The organism is Ruminococcus sp. CAG:57 (genome assembly GCF_000435935.1).
In the GTDB taxonomy this organism is placed as follows: domain Bacteria; phylum Bacillota; class Clostridia; order Oscillospirales; family Ruminococcaceae; genus Hominimerdicola; species Hominimerdicola aceti.
The window spans coordinates 73,388-93,596 of sequence record NZ_FR890710.1 but is presented as its reverse complement, the minus strand read 5'-3'; the positions used below and the strand labels follow the sequence as shown (position 1 = coordinate 93,596).

Below are 20,209 nucleotides of genomic sequence, written 5' to 3'. Positions count from 1 at the left end.
ACTATACCTCCCCGTTAGCTGTAAAAAGTGTTCCTATAGGTTTATTTTCAAATACCTTATACAAATGTCTTGGATCTCTGCCATTCATTATTATAAGATCTATTCCGCCATTTTTGCATATCTCAGCGGCTTTTATCTTTGTCGCCATTCCGCCTGTGCCAAGTGAAGAACCTGCACCCCCTGCAATAGCCTTTATCTCCTCCGTTATCTCAGGCACAACAGGGATAAGCTCAGCGTCATCATACTTATGAGGGTCTTTGTCAAAAAGTCCCTCGATATCAGACATTATTATAAGCAGATCTGCATTAGCAAGCACCGCAACATTTGCCGCAAGAGAATCGTTCTCGCCCATTTCAAGCTCCAACTCATCAATAGACACCGTATCGTTCTCGTTCACAATAGGGATAGAACCAAGCTCTATAATGCGGTTAAGGGCGTTCTGCACATTTATGCGTCTGTCCTCAAGAAGAATATACTTTGTAAGCAGAAGCTGAGCCACATTAAGGCTGTATTCAGAGAAAAGATTATCGTAAAGATACATAAGCTCACACTGACCCACTGCCGCACAAGCCTGTCTTGTGGGAGTGTCCTTGGGTCTTTCCTTTATGCCAAGCTTTGCTCTGCCAAGGCCCACCGCACCGCTTGATACAAGGATTATCTCATGTCCTGCATTTTGCAGATCGGCAAGAGTTTTAACGAGCTGTTCCACACGGCGTATGTTCAAAAGCCCTGTGCTGTGAGTAAGAGTAGAAGTTCCTACCTTTACCACAACTCTTTTCTTTTTTGTCATATCTATCATTTTCATCATGTCCTTATTGTTATTTTCCGTTGACAACGTTCTGCGGCGTACCCTCTATCCACATTTTCAAGTTCTGCGCAACAGTTTCAAGAAGCCTTTCTCTCGTCTGCTTTGGCGCCCACGCTATATGTGGGGTAACAGTGCAGTTTTTCACGTTTCTGAGCGGGCAGTTCTCACTCATTGGCTCGTTTGTGAGAACATCAATTCCTGCCCCTGCAATGACTTCATTTCCAAGAGCCTGTGCAAGAGCCTTTTCGTCCACAAGACCGCCTCTTGCAGTGTTGACGAAAAATGCTGACTTTTTCATCATGCCAAGGCTTTCGGCATTTATCATTTTCTCATTATCCTTTGTAAGAGGACAATGGAGCGTCACTATATCAGAGGTCTTTAGAAGTTCTTCAAGGCTTACCGCAGGCGTGCCGTCAGTTATTTTCTGAGGTGAGCGTGTAAAGGTGATGACCTTCATGCCGAACGCTCTTGCTATCTCAGCAACTTTCTTTCCTATGTCGCCATAGCCTACTATACCAATGGTTTTTCCTGCAAGCTCATAGGTAGGGATACCAAAATATGAAAACAGCTTATAATTCACCCAGCCACCCTCGTCAACTTTCTCGGCATATTCTCTTATCTTGCTGAAATAGTTGAGGATAAGTGCAAAAGTATGCTGAGCAACTGCGTTTGTAGAATATGCAGGCACATTGCAGACCACTGCGTCATGCCTGTCTGCGGCGGAGAGGTCAACATTATTATATCCCGTTGCAAAAAGACCGACGTATTTCAGGTTTTTGCACTTTGAGAATACCTCCTCTGTTATAAGGCACTTGTTACATATAACGGCGTCAGCGTCGCCTATCTTTTCTGCGACCTGTTCATTTGGTGTAAAACCATAAACAATGCTTTCACCAAGGACTGTTATTTCCTCCAGCGACACATCGTTTCTTGAAACTGTTTCAGAGTCAAGTATAACTATTTTCATTCTTCATCTTCCTTTTGAGCAGTTTCCGACTTTTCCTCGGCATTCTCCAAAGCCTTTTGCTTTTTAGCAAACCTATGGGAAATAAAAGCTGTTGCCGCAAGAAGCGCTACCTCTGCACCGAAAAGCATACCGATAACAAAGCTTTTTGTGGTAAACTGAGTAACTATAGTAAGGTCGATAGCTATCATTAATGTAAGATAATGATAAGAACCTTTCCTTATGAACTGAGTTATATATAAAAGCGTAGCGATAACGCAGAATATCATATGCACCTTGAAAGGCAAGGGGGCATAAACGTTCTGCAAGGTCGCAGTTTCCGCCGCCAGTGTTTCTATCACACTATCATCTCCTAAAGCATTTTTTTATCATACTAAGATATTATACCACAGTTTTACGTCATTTGCAATAGATTTGAGCCTTTATAACGGCTTTATAAAACAAAAAGACAGAAGTATTTTTTCAAATACCTCCGCCTTTTTCGGGAAAAATTCGTCGTAATCTTTAATTTATACTATTTTAAGATAAATTACTTGTTAGCGAAATATCTGTCAAGCAGACCCTTGAAGCCGCATCCATGTCTTGCTTCGTCCTTAGCCATTTCATGAACAGTGTCATGGATAGCGTCATAGCCAAGCTCCTTTGCTCTCTTAGCAAGCTTCATCTTGCCCTCACAAGCACCATTCTCAGCCATATATCTCATCTCGAGATTTTTCTTTGTAGAAGGTGTTACTACCTCGCCCAGAAGCTCTGCGAACTTAGCAGCATGCTCAGCCTCTTCATAAGCAGCCTTCTCATAGTACATACCTACCTCAGGATAGCCTTCTCTGTAAGCAACCCTTGCCATTGCAAGATACATACCTACCTCAGAGCACTCGCCGTTGAAGTTCTCTCTAAGACCTGCAACAACTTCCTCATCAAGACCCTCTGCAACGCCTACCTTATGCTCGTCAGCCCATGTGATAGCTGTTTCTTCTACTTTATTGAACTTTTCTGCTGGTGCATGGCAGATAGGACACTCCTTTGGAGCAGCCTCGCCCTCATAAACGTAACCGCATACTGAACATACAAACTTTGACATAATTTTTGTCCTCCTTATTTGAATATCATTTTTTACTTTTCCACAGACCAGCGTTTTCGCTTTATCTGCGTTATTCTTTGCAGCTTTTCCCTTGCTGTGATTAAAGTATACCACATTAGTGTACATTTGTCAATAGGTTAGTTTTGTCTAACAATATAAAAATATTGCAAAATTTTATGGCAATTTTTTATGCAATTTGACGTAGACTATACTAACCAATAATACGTCTTGAAAAAAACTTAAAGCTGTGCTATAATGAAGATCAATATATGACAAAAAAGGAGTTTTTTTAAAATGAATAAGGAAAAAGCAGCGGCAGCAAAGGCTCTTTTCATGGAGGGCTACAACTGTTCACAGGCGGTAGTAGGCGCATGGGCTGAGGATATCGGCCTTGACAGCGAAACTGCATACAAGATAGCTTCGGGCTTTGGCGGCGGAATAGGCAGAATGAGAGAGGTCTGCGGAGCATTTACAGGTGCAGTCATGGTGCTTGGATTGAAATTTGGCAACACCATAGGCAGTGACAGGGCGGCAAAGGGCAAGGATTATGAGCGTGTTCAGCTTTTTGCAAAGCGTTTCAAGGAAGAGCTTGGCTCTGACACTATCATCTGCCGTGAGCTTCTCGGTCTGAGCGGACCTAGTGACCCTGACCCTGCAAAGCGCACAAAAGAATACTATCAGAAGCGTCCATGTCCTGAAACTGTAGCAATTGCAAGTGGTCTTTTGGGAGAATTTATGGAGTAATATTTTTTGCAAAACAACGCAAAAAAGAGCAGAGAAACGAGATCTCTGCTCTTTTTTTGTATATAAATTCTATTAGATACCTGCGGAATAGTTTGGAGCTTCCTTTGTGATATAAATATCGTGTGGGTGTGACTCCTTAAGACCTGCGCCTGTTATCCTGATGAACTTAGCCTTTTCGCCAAGCTCTGCAATAGTATGACAACCGCAATAGCCCATACCTGAACGGATACCGCCAACAAGCTGGAAGATAGTATCTGAAACTGGACCCTTATAAGCCACACGACCCTCAACGCCCTCTGGAACGAGCTTCTTTGAGTTTGTCTGGAAATATCTGTCCTTTGAGCCTTTATTCATAGCGGCAAGAGAACCCATGCCTCTGTATACCTTGAACTGTCTGCCCTGATAGATCTCAGTTTCGCCTGGAGCTTCGTCACAGCCTGCGAGGAGTGAACCAAGCATTACAACGTTTGCACCGGCAGCAAGAGCCTTAACGATATCGCCTGAATACTTGATACCGCCGTCAGCAATAACAGGAATGCCATACTCAGCAGCAGCGCAAGCAGCGTCATAAACTGCAGTGACCTGAGGAACACCTATACCAGCGACTACACGGGTAGTACAGATAGAACCAGGGCCGATACCGACCTTTATAGCGTCAGCACCTGCTTCGCAGAGCGCTCTGGCGGCTTCAGCAGTAGCGATATTACCTGCAATAACCGGTGTATCAGGGAAAGCGGCCTTAACTTTTTTAAGACAATTTATAACGTTCATAGAATGGCCGTGAGCAGAGTCAAGAACGAGGACGTCTACCTGAGCTTCAACGAGAGCGGCAACTCTTTCGAGAATATCGTTAGTCATGCCGATAGTAGCACCGCAAAGAAGTCTGCCCTTTTTATCTCTTGCGGAATTTGGATACTGAACAGCCTTTTCAATATCCTTGATAGTGATAAGACCCTTGAGAATACCGTTTGCGTCAACAAGAGGAAGCTTCTCAATCTTATGCTTCATAAGTATCTTCTGAGCGCCTTCAAGATCCGTATCAACAGGAGCAGTAACGAGGTTTTCCTTAGTCATAACGTCACCGATCTTGATATTTTCAAAATCAGTGATAAATCTAAGATCTCTGTTAGTGAGGATACCCTCGAGCTTGCCATCCTTATCGACTATAGGCACGCCGGAGATCTTATACTTGCCCATGAGCTTATCAGCTTCAGCAACAGTTTTATCGGCTGTAAGAGAGAAAGGATTAACGATAACGCCGTTTTCAGAACGCTTTACCTTATCCACCTCTTCTGCCTGCTGAGCGATAGTCATATTCTTATGGATAATACCGATACCGCCCTCTCTTGCGATAGCGATAGCCATTTTTGACTCTGTGACTGTATCCATAGCAGATGTCATTATAGGTGTATTGAGGACTATATCCTTAGTAAGGTGTGTATGGATATCCACCATATCAGGTGTACAATCCGACTCGCCTGGGATAAGGAGAACGTCATCAAAGGTAAGACCCTCTTTACCAAACTTATTGTTTACATTAGTATCCAGCATAAATTAACCTCCCGCAAACATTTTGAATTCTTAATTTATTATTCTTATAATCATACAACATTTAATTAAACTTGTCAACATCATTATTGAGAACTTTTTTTTAATTTAGTCTTTGCTAATCGGAGTTACGTTGTTTTAGCCAAGGTTTGCAGTGCCGCAAAATCGCTGCGCTCTTTGCGGATTTTACTTTGTATAAAGATATAGTATAAGCGGTGCAGTTTTGTGCTTCGATATTAGCTTTGTATCAGATTGCAACTCTGCAATTTGTCTTTTTCTCTCTGCACCGCTTAGTAGGCTTGCGCCTATTGAGGCTCTGCCTCAAACTCCGACAGGGCTTTGCCCTGTAGTTGCATAAAAAATGCAACAATTGCAGAAATGTTGCCAAATTAAAAGATAAATCATTTGTTTGCACAAGTTTAGTTGTCAGAATTTGTGCAGTTATTACACAAAATTATTACAGAAATATTGATGAAAGTACGAGAAAAAAATAGTGTGTCTATGCAGTTATCCCACAATTTTAATATATATCAATATATGCAATTTTGATAAAAAACAGTTGACAAACGGGTGCGATTTGGTGTATTATTGTATTGTAATCGTTTAATCGTTAAGATCAAACAATAATATATTCGGAGGTCAAAATTATGGCAGAGTATTTTAAGGATATTCCAAAGATCAAGTATGAGGGTGTAAACTCAACTAATCCCCTCTCTTTTAAGTACTATAACCCAGATGAGGTTGTAATGGGCAAGACTATGAGAGAACAGCTCAAGTTCGCTCTTTCATGGTGGCACACAATGGGCGGCGACGGCACTGATATGTTCGGCTGCGGCACTACTGACAAGACTTGGGGCGAGGCTGCTCCTGAGGCAAGAGCTAAGAAGAAGGTCGATGTTGCTTTCGAGATAATGGACAAGCTTTCTATCGACTATTTCTGCTTCCATGACCGTGACCTTTCTCCTGAGTACGGTGATCTCGGCACCACTAACGCAAAGCTTGCTGAGGTAGTTGACTACATAGCTGAAAAAATGGCTGCTGACCCTACTAAGAAGCTTCTTTGGGGTACTGCTAAGTGCTTCGATCACCCAAGATATATGCATGGTGCAGGCACATCACCTTCTGCTGATGTTTTCGCTTATGCGGCTGCTCAGATCAAGAACGCTGTTGACGCTACTATCAAGCTTGGCGGTAAGGGCTACGTTTTCTGGGGCGGAAGAGAAGGCTATGAAACTCTTCTGAACACAAACATGGGTCTGGAGCTTGACAACATGGCAAGACTTATGAAGCTGACTGTTGATTATGCTCGTTCAAAGGGCTACACTGGTGATTTCTACATCGAGCCAAAGCCAAAGGAGCCTACAAAGCATCAGTATGATTTCGATACAGCTACAGTTCTCGGCTTCCTGAGAAAATATGGTCTTGACAAGGACTTCAAAATGAACATCGAAGCTAACCACGCTACACTTGCCCAGCACACTTTCCAGCATGAGCTGAGAGTTGCAAGAGATAACGGTGTATTCGGTTCTATCGACGCTAACCAGGGCGACCCACTGCTCGGTTGGGATACAGACCAGTTCCCTACAAACGCTTATGACGCTACACTTTGTATGTACGAAGTTCTCAAGGCAGGCGGCTTCACAAACGGCGGTCTGAACTTTGACGCTAAGGCAAGAAGAGGCTCATACACAATGGAAGACATTTTCCTGAGCTACATTGCAGGTATGGACACATTTGCACTTGGTCTTAAGGCTGCTGCAAAGATCATTGAGGACGGCAGACTTGACAAGTTCGTTGATGACAGATATGCAAGCTGGACAACAGGCATTGGTGCAGACATCATTGCAGGTAAGGCTGACATGGAGAGCCTTGAGAAGTATGCAGTTGAGAAGGGCGAAGTTACTGACTCACTTTCTAGCGGCAGACAGGAATATCTGGAGAGCGTACTCAATCAGATCATGTTCAATCTTTAAGCAGGGGCGTGCCCCTGCACCCATATCCGCTATCATTCGTGGTAGCGGATTTTTTGTACAAAAAAAGAGCGGAGTTTTTTGCTCCGCTCTTTGATTTTTTCATTACTTTTCTTTTCTTGAGAGTTCCTGCAGCTCCTGTTCATACTGTGAGAAGCCCTCCACAGACTTCATAAGCTCGTCCTCAACGTGCTCTTCATGATTATCCTTAAACACAAACTTCAGGAATACCGGTGTGATTATCGTTGTTGCAACCACCATGATGATGATAGGTGCGAAAACCTCGTCGCCCATAAGTCCAAGCTTCTGTCCTTTAGCCGCTACTATAAGTGCGACCTCGCCTCGTGAGATCATACCCATTGCTATCTGCAAGCTTTCCTGATTTGTATACTTACAAACCTTTGCGCCTAGTCCGCAGCCTATTATCTTTGTGATTATTGCCACAGCAAGGAGCAAAACTGTAAACAGCACCATTTTGCCGTTCATGTTGATACCATTCATTGTAAGACCGATGCTTGCAAAGAACACTGGTGAAAGGAACATATACGAAAGTGTTTCAAATCTGTTTGAGATATACTTTACGTCCTTTTCGCTTGAAATTGCAAGACCTGCAACAAATGCGCCTGTGATATCTGCTACGCCGAAAAGCTCTGCTACATACGCCATGAGCAGGCAGAAAACGAAGGAAATGATAACGTGACGTCTAAGGTCTTTTTTATCTCTTTTTCTCCACTTTGTGAATACAACATGGTAAACCACTGTACAGCCGATAGCCACTGCAAAGAACGCTACTATCTTAATAAGAACTGTTGCAACGTGAACGCTTGTATCTGCAAGGCTTGTGATAAGGGTCAATGCGATGATACCAAGGATATCGTCTATGATAGCCGCACCGAGAATGGCATTACCTGCTCTTGTAGAGAGCTTGCCAAGCTCTTTCAGAGTTTCTACTGTGATAGAAACTGATGTTGCAGTAAGCACAACGCCTATGAAGAGATGCTGCAGGAATGGTGAGCAGGCGAGCTTATCGCCCTTGCCTACGCCCATTGCAGCGGCAAGTCCAAGTCCGCCGAACAGTGGTACGATAACGCCAAGAAGAGCGATTATGAATGACGCTTTACCAGTCCTTTTAAGCTCCTTAACGTCTGTTGTAAGTCCTGCGGTGAACATCAGCACGATAACGCCAATTTCTGACAGTTCTGAGATGAACTCAGTTTCTTTTACAACATTAAGAACGGCAGGTCCGAGTATTACACCCGCCAACAACGCACCGACTACCTGCGGCAGTTTCATTTTCTTTGTTACAAGTCCGAGAATTTTGGTCGAAAGCAGTATAAGTGCAATAAACAATATGTAGCTGTATTCTTCCATGATTTTACTTCCTTTCCACGCCGCCATTATATGACGTTAATGCGTAAAAATAACGATCTACAGCATTTTACTCTCTGCAAATCGTCATTGATTTTCCGTATCTTATTATAGCATTATGCCGCACTATAGTCAACAGACAGCACAATTTGTTCACAAAAAAGAGCAACAAAAAAGAGCCGCAAAAGTCGGCTCTTTTTGTGATTATTTTATCAAAGTTTGTTTATACAGCTTTTTTGCCGTTAGGGAATATCTTATCCTCGCAGATACCTGCCATTTTCTCTATAGCAGGCTGTATATCCAGCCACAGACCGCAGCCGTCGTCCTGACCGCTTGTTTTCCATGCAAACACGCCGTTCCAGCCATTATTGTAAGCGTCCTCATAAGCTGAGGTGATGTCGAAATCGCTGTCGCTTGCAACGGCTGGGCATTCGCCTATAACGCAAGGCTTTGTACCGTCAAGGCCAAAGTCTGTTGGAGATTCGCTGAAAGGATATCCCCACATTCCCTGCATCCAAGTGTACCAATGAGTTGAATAAAAGTCAACATAGGCAAGGCTCTTGTCATACTTATCACCGCTCAAAACGGTCTGAAGCTCGCTGTCGGATATTTTGTTGCCCTGCTGGCTGTCGGAGTTATACTTTATCATACCCATGCCCACAGTTACGAGAACGTCTGAATTTGCATGGATAGCTGCGGCTGCCTTTGCATAATACTGCTCCAGATAGAGCCAATCAAGCTTGCCACACTCTTCATTTTCAACTATCCAGTCAGGCTCGTTACAAAGGTCCACAGACCAGAAATAATCGCTCTTGCCATATCTTTGAACGAGAGGAACTATATAGTTATCTACAAACATATCTGTCTTGTCGCTGTCCTGAATGAGCGTTCTCCAAGCCTGATAATTCTGGTTCTGATCCTTGAAGTTATCAAAGGACTGAACTGTTGCCATTATATAGATCTGATACTGCTCTGCAAGATAGAACAGATTGTCAAGATCCTCCCAATGAGCTGTTGTTGCACCGTCAAATGTACCGTCTGCTGAGATAGCCATACCAACGTCGCCGTTGCAGATTATCCAGATCCTTGCGGCATTTACGCCTGAATTGTGAAGCTTCTGGAAATGATCCTGCCAGAACTCAAAATTAAAGCCTCCGCCAAAGTCGTTCCACTTATCCCATGGAGCGTTCACTCCATTGAACCAAAGCTCCTTGTCGCCCACCATGAATTTTGTTCCGTCGATCTTGACTTTCGCTGAGCCGTCGGTCGTTGTTGCATAATCCTTTTCAGGCATTGCAGTTTCCGAAACAACGGCAGAGCTGTTGTTTGATTTGCTTTCAGCCTTTGAGCTTGAGGAATTATCTCCGCAGCCCACGGTCGAAACAAGCATCAGCACTGCAAGTGATGATGCAAGCCACTGTTTAACTTTCATAAAATATACCTTCCCTTTCTTTGGACTAAAGTTTTGAACACATTTGATTATAGCACAATACTGCTCCATTTTCAATAGCAAGATCTGATTTTTTTGCAGATAATATCCTCTAAAATTTTAACATTGTATAATTATATCAGCTCTAATAATCGACACTTTTTCATATAGTGATTAAAAATATGAACATATGAGATTTATACACAAAAAGAATGTACGTTATTTGTTTAATAAGCGTATTCTAATTTGAACAGAGATGTGGTATAATAAAAGGTACTGATGAGGTTAATATTTTATATATGAAAGGACGGGAAAGAATGAAATCAGTATCAAAAAGATACCTGAGCTTTATTTTATCTCTTTTAATGGCAATGACCATATTTATTGGTCTTGACCTTGGGGATATAAATGCGCAGGCATTGTCGGGAGATACTCTCAAAAACGCTGACACGGAAGCCATACTTGAGGATATGGGTCTGGGCTGGAATTTGGGCAACTCTCTTGACGCAACAGGCGGTTCGGGTCTTGACACGGAAACATCGTGGAGCAATCCTAAAACAACTCAGGCTCTTATAGACAAGGTAAAGTCTTTAGGCTTCAACACAGTGAGAGTGCCTGTTTCTTGGGGCAAGCACGTATCGGGTGACAACTACACTATCGACTCAGCATGGCTTGCAAGAGTAAAGGAAGTAGTTGACTACTGCTACAAAAACGATATGTATGTAATTCTCAACATTCATCATGACACAAAGTCTTCTGCAAGCGCTTCGGGAGCAGGATATTATCCAAGGTCTTCTGCATATTCAAGCTCTGAGAAATTTGTTACGAGCGTATGGTCACAGGCGGCAGAATATTTCAAGGATTATGACTATCATCTTATATTTGAGACCCTTAACGAGCCTCGGCTTATTGGCACAAGATATGAGTGGTGGTTCGACAAGTGGAACATTCCGTCAGAGGTAAAGGACGCTATAGACTGCATTAACAGGCTCAATCAGAAGGCTGTTGACACCATAAGAAACACAGGCTCAAACAACAGGGGCAGACTTATCATGTGTCCTGGTTATGACGCTTCCATAGACGGGGCAACTGTTTCAGGCTTCAAGCTTCCTACAGATATCTCAGGCAACAAAAACCGCATCGCTGTATCAGTTCACGCTTACAGCCCTTACAACTTTGCAATGAATGTTGGTTCAGGCTCTACCTCTACATATACATCTTCTATAAAGAACGAGCTTCGGGACCTTTTCAGCACGCTGAAAAGCAATTTCCGTGACAAGGGTATACCTGTTGTTATCGGCGAGTTTGGCTCAACGGACAAGAACAACACTGCTGAGCGTGTAAAGTGGGCAACAGACTACACTGCGCTTGCAAAGAAGAACAACATTCCATGCGTACTGTGGGACAACAATGCTTTTGCAGTATACAACGGAAGCAGTATTGTTCTCAACAGTGAATATCACGGCTACATAAACAGAAAAAACAACACTGTTACAAGCCCTGCAAAGGACGTTATCGAGGCTCTTATGAAGCCTTACGGCAAAAAAGCAGATCTTAACTGCTCTTCAAGCGTTACTATAGTTGCGGGACAGAGCAAGAACATTGGCGCAAGCTCATCAACAAGCGGCGCTGTTCTCACATACAAAAGCACGACTCCGTCAATATGCACTGTTGACAAAAACGGAAACGTGACCGCTCTCAAGACAGGCACAGGATATGTTACTGTTACGGCTTCTGCAAATGGTTATAACAGCGTTTCAAAGGACGTTAAGATAGTTGTTTCAAAGAAGAGCCTTAACAACGGACTTATTACGCTTTCAGAAACAAGCTATGTTTATGACGGCACATACAAAAAGCCTGCGGCTACAGTTACGTTTGGCGGCAAGGTGCTTCAGGAAGGCAAGGATTACACTATCTCATACAGAAACAATCTGAACGTTGGCGTTACAACTGTTATTGCGACAGGCATGGGCGACTACACAGGTTACACATCAAAGAACTTCACTATCACAAAGCGTGCAATGGCAGGCGGAACAGTTTCAGTGGCTTCAAGCGTTTCATTCACGGGAAGCAATATTACTCCGTCAGTTACAGTAAAGGTAGCAGGCAGGACGCTTACAAGCGGCACTGACTACACAGTTTCATACTCAAACAACAAGAACGTTGGCACGTCAAACGTTTATGTATACGGCAAGGGCAACTATTCAGGCTCTCTGAGTGCTAAGTTCGACATTGTTCCTGCAAAACAGCAGATACAGAAGCTTGAAACAAAATACAAGGGCTTCTTTGTTGATTGGGCGCAGAAAGGCTCTGCAACGGGATATGACGTTGAGTATTCTGTAAACGCAAACATGAGCGGTGCAGTTTCAAAGCATTTGACAGCAAACAAGCCTGACACGCTGACAGTAAACGGTCTGTCGGGGGACAAGACATATTATGTTCGTGTTCGTTCTTACACAAACGTAAACGGCAAGGTATACTACGGCGCATGGTCTGATGTAAAGAGCATAAAGACAGCTAACAACGACATCACAAAGGCTACTGTTTCGGGCATTTCCACAAAGGCGTTCACAGGAAAGGCTATTACACAGAACGTAACTGTAAAGGTCGGAAACACTGTTCTAAAAAACGGCACTGACTACACAGTTTCATACTCAAACAACAAAAAAGTTGGCAAGGCTACTGTAAAGATAACAGGCAAGGGCAAGTATGGCGGAGTTATCACAAAGACGTTCAAGATAAATCCTGCAAAGCAGGAGATACAGAAGCTTACGGCTAAGTCAAAGGCTTTCTTTGTGGATTGGGCGCAGAAAGGCTCTGCTACCGGATATGAAATTCAGTATGCTACAAACTCAAAGTTCACAAGTGCAAAGAAAGTGACTATAACAAACAACAAGACAGACAAGACCACTGTTTCAAAGCTTTCTGCCAACAAAAAATACTATGTTCGTGTAAGATCTTACACAACTGTAGGCGGCACAAAGTATTACGGGGCTTGGTCGGCTGTTAAGAATGTGACTACTAAGAAATAAGGCTATATTGGCATAATGAAAATACCGACGGCTCGGGTTGAGCGGTCGGTATTTTTTTGCGATATTTTTCAGTTTGTGGGGAAGCTAGGCGGACGAACGTTGTTCGCCACTACATGGGGTCGGGGTTTTATCCGTTGGTGCTTGCCACAAAGAAGTATGTTATGTAGGACAGGACGATAAACGCAGAAGAAAGATAGCTCAGGGTGCTGACTATGGCTTTGCAGGGGGCTTTTTCAGAGCGGTTGCAAAGGTCTGTGAAAAGTCCGATATTTATAAGTCCTATGAGCATACAAGGGATTATGTATCTGAAATTCATTGTGCAGATAAAAGGATATCTGATACAGAAGTTATAATAGTTGCCTAAGATAGTGGCATAGACCACTGTGAGCATGAGTTTTTCGGTAAATCTTGCGTTATCGGTCTTTACAAAAAGCACTATGAGCATTGCGATGAACGCTATGACCGCAAGAACCAAGGCTATCCAGAAAAGTGCATATGGCACGAGCCTTGCGTTTTCGGGGAAGAAAGTTTCGTTTATGCCCTCGCCAAAAATGGAGTTTTTAAGCATTGCTATGGTAGGGTTATACTCTTTATAGCTTTCTCCGCCCCACTGCTCAAAGACTATTTTGATCTGTGAGAAGCTGAAGTCTGTAAGGCGGTGTTTGGCTGTAAGGTCGCCTATATACTGGACGTCGGCATTTGAAAGGCTTGGGACATAGTTTGGTTTTATGCCGAAACGCAGGTAGTTTCTCACGCTCCACCAAAGTCCAAGAGGACAGCATATTACACCAAAAAGGCACATTTGACCTAGGCGGTTTGCCATATTCTTACGATTTTGCACAAGCGCCACAAAGAAAAGTATGGCTACGGCAGGGGCGATAAGCCCTACGGATATTTTTGTCATCATGCCAAGACCGATACAGAGGGCGGCTTTAACGATATTCTTTGCGGTCTGCTCTCTATACCATTTCAGCACGCAATATATTGCTCCCACTGTAAAGCACAGCATAAGAGGGTCGTTATTTATTCCACCTGACATAAGGACAAAGTATGGATACATACAGCACATTCCAAACGGTATGGTCAGGGCTTTGCCTTTAAGGTCAAAGAGCCTTAATATCTTATAGACTGTTATTGTTACGGCACAGACATAGAAGAGGGTCAAGGCTTGTATAGCCTCGCACGCCATGTAATACTCTATGCCTATGGAGGCGCAGAATTTCAGCCATACTGCACAGATGATATGATGCAGAGGCGGGTGATAATACTGCCAAAGGGTGGTAGGGTCAAAATTCGGCAGGGCGTTGTTATTATAGATATACTCTATATAGCCTGCGTGACCGCCCTCGCCGCCGAAATACCACACGTCATTCTGTCTTGTATAGATATCGGACATGAAAACATAGGAATATCTCAGCACAAAGCCTGCTCCTGCCAAGGCAAGGCAGGTGACACGGTCGTGGAACTTTTTATCGTTATTGAGCAACGCGACATACATAACAAGCACGACGCAAAGTCCTGCAAAGCAGATAAAAGCCGCTTTATACTGGGTATGTACGAAATAATTCACTGCCGCAAGGGTCAAAAGGGTCTTGCCTGCAAAGGTCAAAACTGAGCCTGCGGTATGTTTTCCGCTGTCATCGAGCTGTTTCAAAAACCGTCTGAGGTAGAAAAACTCTATTATCATGAAAACGCCATACACAATGACGCCGTTTAAAAACTTATAGCTATAGCTTCCAAAGCCTGTGAGTGCAAGGCATATGAACGCTGCAACTATATAAGGGTGACGGCTGAGGGTGCGGAAGATCGCCTCAAGCCGTCTGTCGCTTATGGCTCTTCTGTTCATGTCTTTCCGCAGGGACAGAAGAAGTCCACCTTTCTTTTTGTTCATATTAGTTTCCAGATTTTTCTTCGTGGTATTCTTTTTCTGTATTCACGTTCCAGATATCTTTTCTGCTCTTTTTGCCTGTTTTTATGGCTTCGGCTGTTTCCATGGCGGTGAGCATTGAATGGTCCATATTATTATATCTATGCTGACCGTTTCTTCCAACGCAATAGAGGTTCGGGAAAGTATCGAGGAACTTTATCATGGTATCGAAATGCTTATATGTATCAAAATAAGCAGGATATGCTTTCTTGACCTTTTCTCTATGGGAATCAAGGACTTCGTTTTCGGAGATAACTCCCATTTTAACAAGCTCGGCAGTTGCGAACTTCACGCAGTCCTCATCGGACATATTCCAGAAGTCGTCCCCCTCGGCACAGAAATACTCAAGGCCTATCCAAACTGTATCCTCAGGCTTTTCCACCATATAAGGCGACCAGTTGTTGAATATCTGTATTCTGCCAAGCTTTACGCCCTTATCCTGAACATATATCCAGCAATCAGGGACGATATTGCCGAGAGTTGTTTTATTTGTTTCATTTTTAAGGTTGAGCTTATTGACCAGCAGACCAACGGTAACAAAGTCACGGTATGGCAGACCCTTGGCTATCTTTATGACGGTATCGCAAGGCTTTGTGCCGTCCATGCCGAGGATAAGGTCTTTGACAGGCATTGAGGAGATAAAGATATCACCTGTGAAGGTCTTTTCACCCTCAGCTGTATCGCAGACAACGGAGGTGACTTTTCTGCCCTCGCACATTATTTTCTTTACCTGACAGCCTGTGAGTATTTTTCCCCCAAGCTCTTTTACTTTCTCAGCGGCTGTTTCCCAAAGCTGACCAGGGCCGTATTTTGGATACCAGAACTGTTCGATAAGGGAGGTTTCCACCTCGCCCTTATTCTTTGTGCCGAACACCTTTTTGAACATATCTTTCAAAAGGGCTGTGATAGAAAGACCTTTTACACGCTGCGAACCCCAATCTGCGGATATCTCGCTAGGGTGTCTGCCCCAGAGCTTTTCGGTATAGCCCTCGAAGAACATAGAGTAGAGGACCTTTCCGAAGCGGTTTATATAGAAGTTCTCAAGGTTTGTTTCAGGCTTTTTGAACACGCACGCCCAAAGGTAGCTAAAGCCTGCTTTCATGGTGGTGACAAAGCCCATGTTCTTTATGGTTTCGGGCTTCATTGAGATAGGGTAGTCGAAGAAGTGCTTATTGTAATAAATTCTTGACACTCTGTCACGGACGAGCATTACATTATCCTCGGTTTCAGGGTCGGGGCCGTTTTCGGCAAGCGGCTTTTCGTGGCCTAGCTTTTTATCGTCATAGGCAGGCTTGCCCTGCAAAGGCATAAGGTCTGCCCACCAATCCATGACCTGCTGATTTTTGGAGAAAAATCTGTGTCCGCCTATATCCATGCGGTTGCCGTTATATCTCACTGTCTGTGATATTCCGCCCATTGCCTGCGAGCCTTCGAGTATGGTCACGTCATAGTCACCGCCGTTTTTAAGAAGCTCTATTGCCGCAGTCAGACCGGCTGGGCCTGCGCCTATAATAATTACCTTTTCCATGTGTTATCCTCTCCTGTTTAGACTTTATTTTTATCAAATATAATAAATTTTCTGCCTGCAAAGTTCCATATGAAAACTATCACTGTGGAAACGAGTTTGCCCACAAGATAATATTTATCCTGCGGGAGAAGTGTGCCGAATATGAGCTTTGAAGCAAGGATATCCTTGAAAAACCATATTATTGCGGCGTTTATGCCAAGTCCCACAACGCCTACGGCGGCAAATGCCGCAAACTCTGCAAGGCGGTTTTTTATCTTTGAATTTTTGAATATCCAAAACGTACTCAGAACATAATTCACCAAAAGTCCTGCCACGAAAGAGATAGTCGCGGCAACGACGGGGTCGAAGCGGCAAAGCTCCACAAGCGCGGTCATAATGCCGTAATCCACCACAAAGGCAAAGCCGCCCACAAAGACGTATCTGAAAAACTGTATGAATGTATTATCGGTATCACCCGAAAAAAGCTGTTTTATCTTCATTTTTTATGTTCCGTTCTGAAAAGTTTCTTGTGGACAACACTGCAAAAAGTGAGTCTACTATATATAAGTACGTTTTAAAAAGGCAAAATGTCGCTATTTTTTACAAAATTCTATCTTTCGCACAAATATAAGACGCTGTTTTTGTACATGGTGCTTAAACACAAAGTTCATAAAGCATTAATTAATATTATACAACTTTTTCTTCATTTTGTCAAGTAAACTTGTGCAAAAACAAAAAAACGGACGGTTTTATCCGTCCGCTGAGGGTGTATGAAAATTTTTGCCGATCGGTCAATGACAAAAAGAGGTCGACCAAAGGTCGCCCATACAAGTTTTTTTCAGACCCATTACAGGTCATATTCTGTTATGAGGTTTAAGTCTTTTATCTTCATACATATATTTATCGGCGATGTGCATAACATCGTCGAACCAGAAATTTTCTACCGGAGCAACGGCTGCGCCCACGCTTACTGAGAGAACATAGGATCTACCGCTTCGTCTGTTCAGCTCTGCCATTTTATCCTTTATCTCTTCCTTGACCTGCTCGGCAAGGTCTGTATCAACTATAGCAAAAAGGGCAAGCTCATCTCCGCCAAATCTTCCGCAGACTTTATTTTCTATGCTCACGCTGTCGATAGCGTTTGCGGCGGCTCTTATTGCATAGTCGCCTGCCTCGTGACCGAAATTATCGTTTATATATTTCAGTCCGTCAACGTCCACTGAGACCACCAATGCAAGCTGGTCGTTTCTTCGTGGGAGAGTTTCAAGGGCGTTATAAAAGCCAGTACGGTTATAAAGCCCTGTTAGCATATCGTGACGGTACATTTCTTCGATATGCTTTGTCATATACTTCTGATAGGTGACGCTTCGGAAGCTGCCCAAGGCGGTGTTTAGGGAATTTACATAGAGTGGTATTTTAAAATACTCGTTGAGCATGACAGGAAAATAGAAGCAGGCATAGCCAAGTGGTATGCCGATATAGGCAAGTGCGGAGAATATGAGGGGGACTTTATAGTCCATTATATTCTCTATATCGGGAATGATGTTGGTGCGGTCAAAAGACTGTGGGATATCTCTATCTTCCACGGCACGGCTCCGCAAAAGTATCATTTTATCGCTAAAAAGCGGTTCTCTATTGCTTATACGAGGGTCTTTACGTTCGTCAAAGAAATCACCATTCACCACAACAGCCATATCGCCAAAAGCATACTCTTTCAGCAGTGTGGCAAGAGTCTTAGGAGTTTCGCAATTCATGATATTCACTGCAAGCTCATAGAGGACACGCTCCTCGTCCTGATAGCGATTCATTCTGTCTCGGAGTATTCTGATATACTCCCCTGTATTTATCTGCTCCACTGATGGTTCACAGCCGCAGGAATTTTCAACGGACAGATCATAGTCTACTGTATATATCTTTTCGGGCTTTTCACCAGCCAAAGCTTTACTTATAACATCAATGATGGTTTTAGCGGTATCATCATAGCTACAGCCGCTTGTTGTAAGCATAGGAGTGCAAAAATTAGCTTCTTCTGAGCCGTCAAAGCCTGTTACGATAATATCCTCCGGGATCTTATAGCCCCTTCTTTGAAACTCAGCCCCTGCGGCTATAGCCATCATATCGTTTGCACAGATGATCGCTCTTGGGACTTTATTTTTTTCTATCATATCGTCCACTGCTTTCAAAGCAGGAACAGACCAATAGTCACCGTAATAAAAGACATCATTTCTGAAGGGAATATCATACTCCTCGAGTAGCTTTCTGAAAACTGCTATACGCTCTTCTGAATTTTCTTCGTCTTTTCTGCCTGCGATAAAGCCTATATCTCTTACACCATGCTGTTCTATCACATGGCGAACCACTTGTTCAAAGCCTTTTGCATAGTCAAATTTGATGCTTATGCAATCGTCATGCTCTACGCCGACTGATATGACAGGCTTACCATATTTGGCGGCGTCCATTCTGATTTTTGTCATTACATTCTCAGCATACACACCCTCTTCAAAGGTCACGACAGCATCTGTTATATTATAATCAATAAGGTCAAACACAGACTGCTCGCCTTTTTCAGACAGAGTCTTCCAATAAAGGTCTGAGCAGGTGTGATATACAAACAACCTGTAATCGTTTTCAACAGCAAGATTATTAAGAGCCCGTATGATTCTATAATTACGCTCATCATAGACTTTACACATACAGACCGCAATTATTTTGATGTTACCGATCATACAGCACAGCTCCTTTCCTATAAATTCAAACACAGTGTTATTATAACATGATTTAATGAATAAATCAAGAGAAAATCGGACGATTTTTAAGAAATTAAGACATAGTTTCGCACACTTGATTAAATGATTAAAGAAAAGGAGCAGGCTGTTAATCCAGTCTGCTCACATCGTTCCATGACCTTACACGCTGATAAGACATTTTATGCTGTTGGAGATACTCGTCGGTATTTTCGGGAGGGCTGGCGATATCCTGTGGTTTATCGCTTGTAAAGATATCCTCATAATCGTTAGTTATGACCTTATCGCCCTTTTGGTTATCCAGTAATTTTTGCAGGTTTTCGGTCATTTTATCACGGGAAAGCCCCTCGAAGTCTATACGCTCTTTTCTGCCGTCGAAGGGAAAGTTGGGGAGTTTACGCATGAAATTAAGGTCAGACACAGTTTTTGCGGTGATGACAGCGGCTACTATAAGGTAGGCGAGCATAACGAAAGTATCGCCTGACACGCTGTCAAAAAGGGCGAATTTCAGACCTATATATAATATCATCACGGCAGGGGAGGCGACTATCAATTTAGTTGTATCCGCCATGAGCAAAGCTCCGCTTGCGGCAAAAGCCACATAATTAAAAAAGGCATTTGAGCTTGCATCAAAAAATGCGAACATCGCACTTTCCGCCGCAAAAAAATTCGCCCATCCCATCATTCCGTATATTATAACCGCAGGAATAAGCAACGCAAAGGTAAAAGCTGCAAATCGCCGCTGCCTTTTTATAAGCCTGCGGAAATGCCTGCGAAGAGTTTCGTCAGGCAGTGTTTTATAGTCGGCTCTCAGATCAAACATTTCCATGTTATGTCACCTCCTTCTTTTATTATAGCATGGTTGGGGTGGGGTGTCAATTAAGATTTTTCAGCCATGTAGGGGAGCGGCGCAATTTCTGCTTTGCAGAAATACGACGTCCCGATATTTCTTGCCCGTTAAATTATTGGAAAATTTCACAATAATGTCACCCCCCGAATAATTCAACATCAAAGATACAAAAAATACAGCAGTATTCCTCCGAGTGGGACGCCGAGGACGTCGTCCCCTACAATCCTGAATTTACAG

Annotated in this window: 15 protein-coding genes; 3 read left to right on the top strand and 12 right to left on the bottom strand. The window is 43.2% G+C overall.

Annotated features, from left to right (window positions below; all coding sequences use genetic code 11):
* Window position 1: 1 nt before the first annotated feature.
* The 4 genes from proB to QVO88_RS03880 all read right to left on the bottom strand — a co-directional run bounded on the left by proB (window position 2) and on the right by QVO88_RS03880 (window position 2,853).
* Window positions 2-799, bottom strand: coding sequence for a glutamate 5-kinase (gene proB / locus QVO88_RS03895; protein ID WP_022287218.1), 798 nt, complete (start codon window positions 797-799; stop codon window positions 2-4).
* Between the two features lie 19 nt (window positions 800-818).
* Complete coding sequence (locus tag QVO88_RS03890; protein ID WP_022287217.1) at window positions 819-1,775, bottom strand: D-2-hydroxyacid dehydrogenase; 957 nt, start codon at window positions 1,773-1,775, stop codon at window positions 819-821.
* Window positions 1,772-2,113 carry a hypothetical protein gene (locus QVO88_RS03885; protein WP_022287216.1) on the bottom strand — a complete coding sequence of 114 codons (342 nt, stop codon included), beginning with the start codon at window positions 2,111-2,113 and terminating at the stop codon, window positions 1,772-1,774. Before QVO88_RS03885 ends, QVO88_RS03890 begins: the two co-directional genes overlap by 4 nt.
* 188 nt (window positions 2,114-2,301) lie before the next feature.
* Complete coding sequence (locus tag QVO88_RS03880) at window positions 2,302-2,853, bottom strand: NADH peroxidase (RefSeq protein WP_022287215.1); 552 nt, start codon at window positions 2,851-2,853, stop codon at window positions 2,302-2,304.
* A gap of 294 nt (window positions 2,854-3,147) precedes the next feature.
* Between QVO88_RS03880 and QVO88_RS03875 the strand changes: the two genes are divergently transcribed.
* Entirely contained in the window at window positions 3,148-3,597 is a 450-nt protein-coding gene (locus QVO88_RS03875; protein ID WP_022287214.1) for a C-GCAxxG-C-C family protein, read from the top strand.
* A gap of 72 nt (window positions 3,598-3,669) precedes the next feature.
* Here the strand turns inward: QVO88_RS03875 and guaB are convergent, their stop codons facing one another.
* A complete protein-coding gene (guaB, locus tag QVO88_RS03870) occupies window positions 3,670-5,148 on the bottom strand; it encodes an IMP dehydrogenase (protein ID WP_022287213.1) in 1,479 nt (492 codons plus the stop codon).
* Between the two features lie 644 nt (window positions 5,149-5,792).
* On the opposite strand from guaB, the gene xylA reads away from it, so the two are divergent.
* Window positions 5,793-7,118: a xylose isomerase gene (gene xylA, locus QVO88_RS03865; RefSeq protein ID WP_022287212.1), complete on the top strand. Its 1,326-nt coding sequence runs from the start codon at window positions 5,793-5,795 to the stop codon at window positions 7,116-7,118.
* 102 nt (window positions 7,119-7,220) lie between these two features.
* Here xylA and QVO88_RS03860 read toward each other — a convergent pair whose 3' ends face one another.
* Together QVO88_RS03860 and QVO88_RS03855 are read right to left on the bottom strand one after the other, a co-directional pair.
* Window positions 7,221-8,486, bottom strand: a complete 1,266-nt coding sequence (locus QVO88_RS03860; protein WP_022287211.1) for a cation:proton antiporter — start codon at window positions 8,484-8,486, stop codon at window positions 7,221-7,223.
* A 220-nt stretch (window positions 8,487-8,706) separates the two neighbouring features.
* Window positions 8,707-9,915, bottom strand: coding sequence for a carbohydrate-active enzyme (locus QVO88_RS03855; protein WP_022287210.1), 1,209 nt, complete (start codon window positions 9,913-9,915; stop codon window positions 8,707-8,709).
* A 314-nt stretch (window positions 9,916-10,229) separates the two neighbouring features.
* Here QVO88_RS03855 and QVO88_RS03850 point away from each other — a divergent pair, with 314 nt between their 5' ends.
* The gene (locus tag QVO88_RS03850) at window positions 10,230-12,944 is read left to right on the top strand and encodes a cellulase family glycosylhydrolase (protein WP_022287209.1); all 2,715 of its coding nucleotides are present in this window, start codon (window positions 10,230-10,232) and stop codon (window positions 12,942-12,944) included.
* 127 nt (window positions 12,945-13,071) lie between these two features.
* Here QVO88_RS03850 and QVO88_RS03845 read toward each other — a convergent pair whose 3' ends face one another.
* The 5 genes from QVO88_RS03845 to QVO88_RS03825 all read right to left on the bottom strand — a co-directional run bounded on the left by QVO88_RS03845 (window position 13,072) and on the right by QVO88_RS03825 (window position 19,951).
* Complete coding sequence (locus tag QVO88_RS03845; protein ID WP_022287208.1) at window positions 13,072-14,835, bottom strand: glycosyltransferase family 39 protein; 1,764 nt, start codon at window positions 14,833-14,835, stop codon at window positions 13,072-13,074.
* Between the two features lies 1 nt (window position 14,836).
* Window positions 14,837-16,399, bottom strand: coding sequence for an NAD(P)/FAD-dependent oxidoreductase (locus QVO88_RS03840; protein WP_022287207.1), 1,563 nt, complete (start codon window positions 16,397-16,399; stop codon window positions 14,837-14,839).
* A 17-nt stretch (window positions 16,400-16,416) separates the two neighbouring features.
* Window positions 16,417-16,878, bottom strand: coding sequence for a GtrA family protein (locus tag QVO88_RS03835; RefSeq protein WP_022287206.1), 462 nt, complete (start codon window positions 16,876-16,878; stop codon window positions 16,417-16,419).
* A gap of 354 nt (window positions 16,879-17,232) precedes the next feature.
* Window positions 17,233-19,104, bottom strand: a complete 1,872-nt coding sequence (locus QVO88_RS03830; protein WP_022287205.1) for a diguanylate cyclase — start codon at window positions 19,102-19,104, stop codon at window positions 17,233-17,235.
* 148 nt (window positions 19,105-19,252) lie between these two features.
* Entirely contained in the window at window positions 19,253-19,951 is a 699-nt protein-coding gene (locus QVO88_RS03825) for a hypothetical protein (protein ID WP_022287204.1), read from the bottom strand.
* Between the last annotated feature and the right edge of the window lie 258 nt (window positions 19,952-20,209).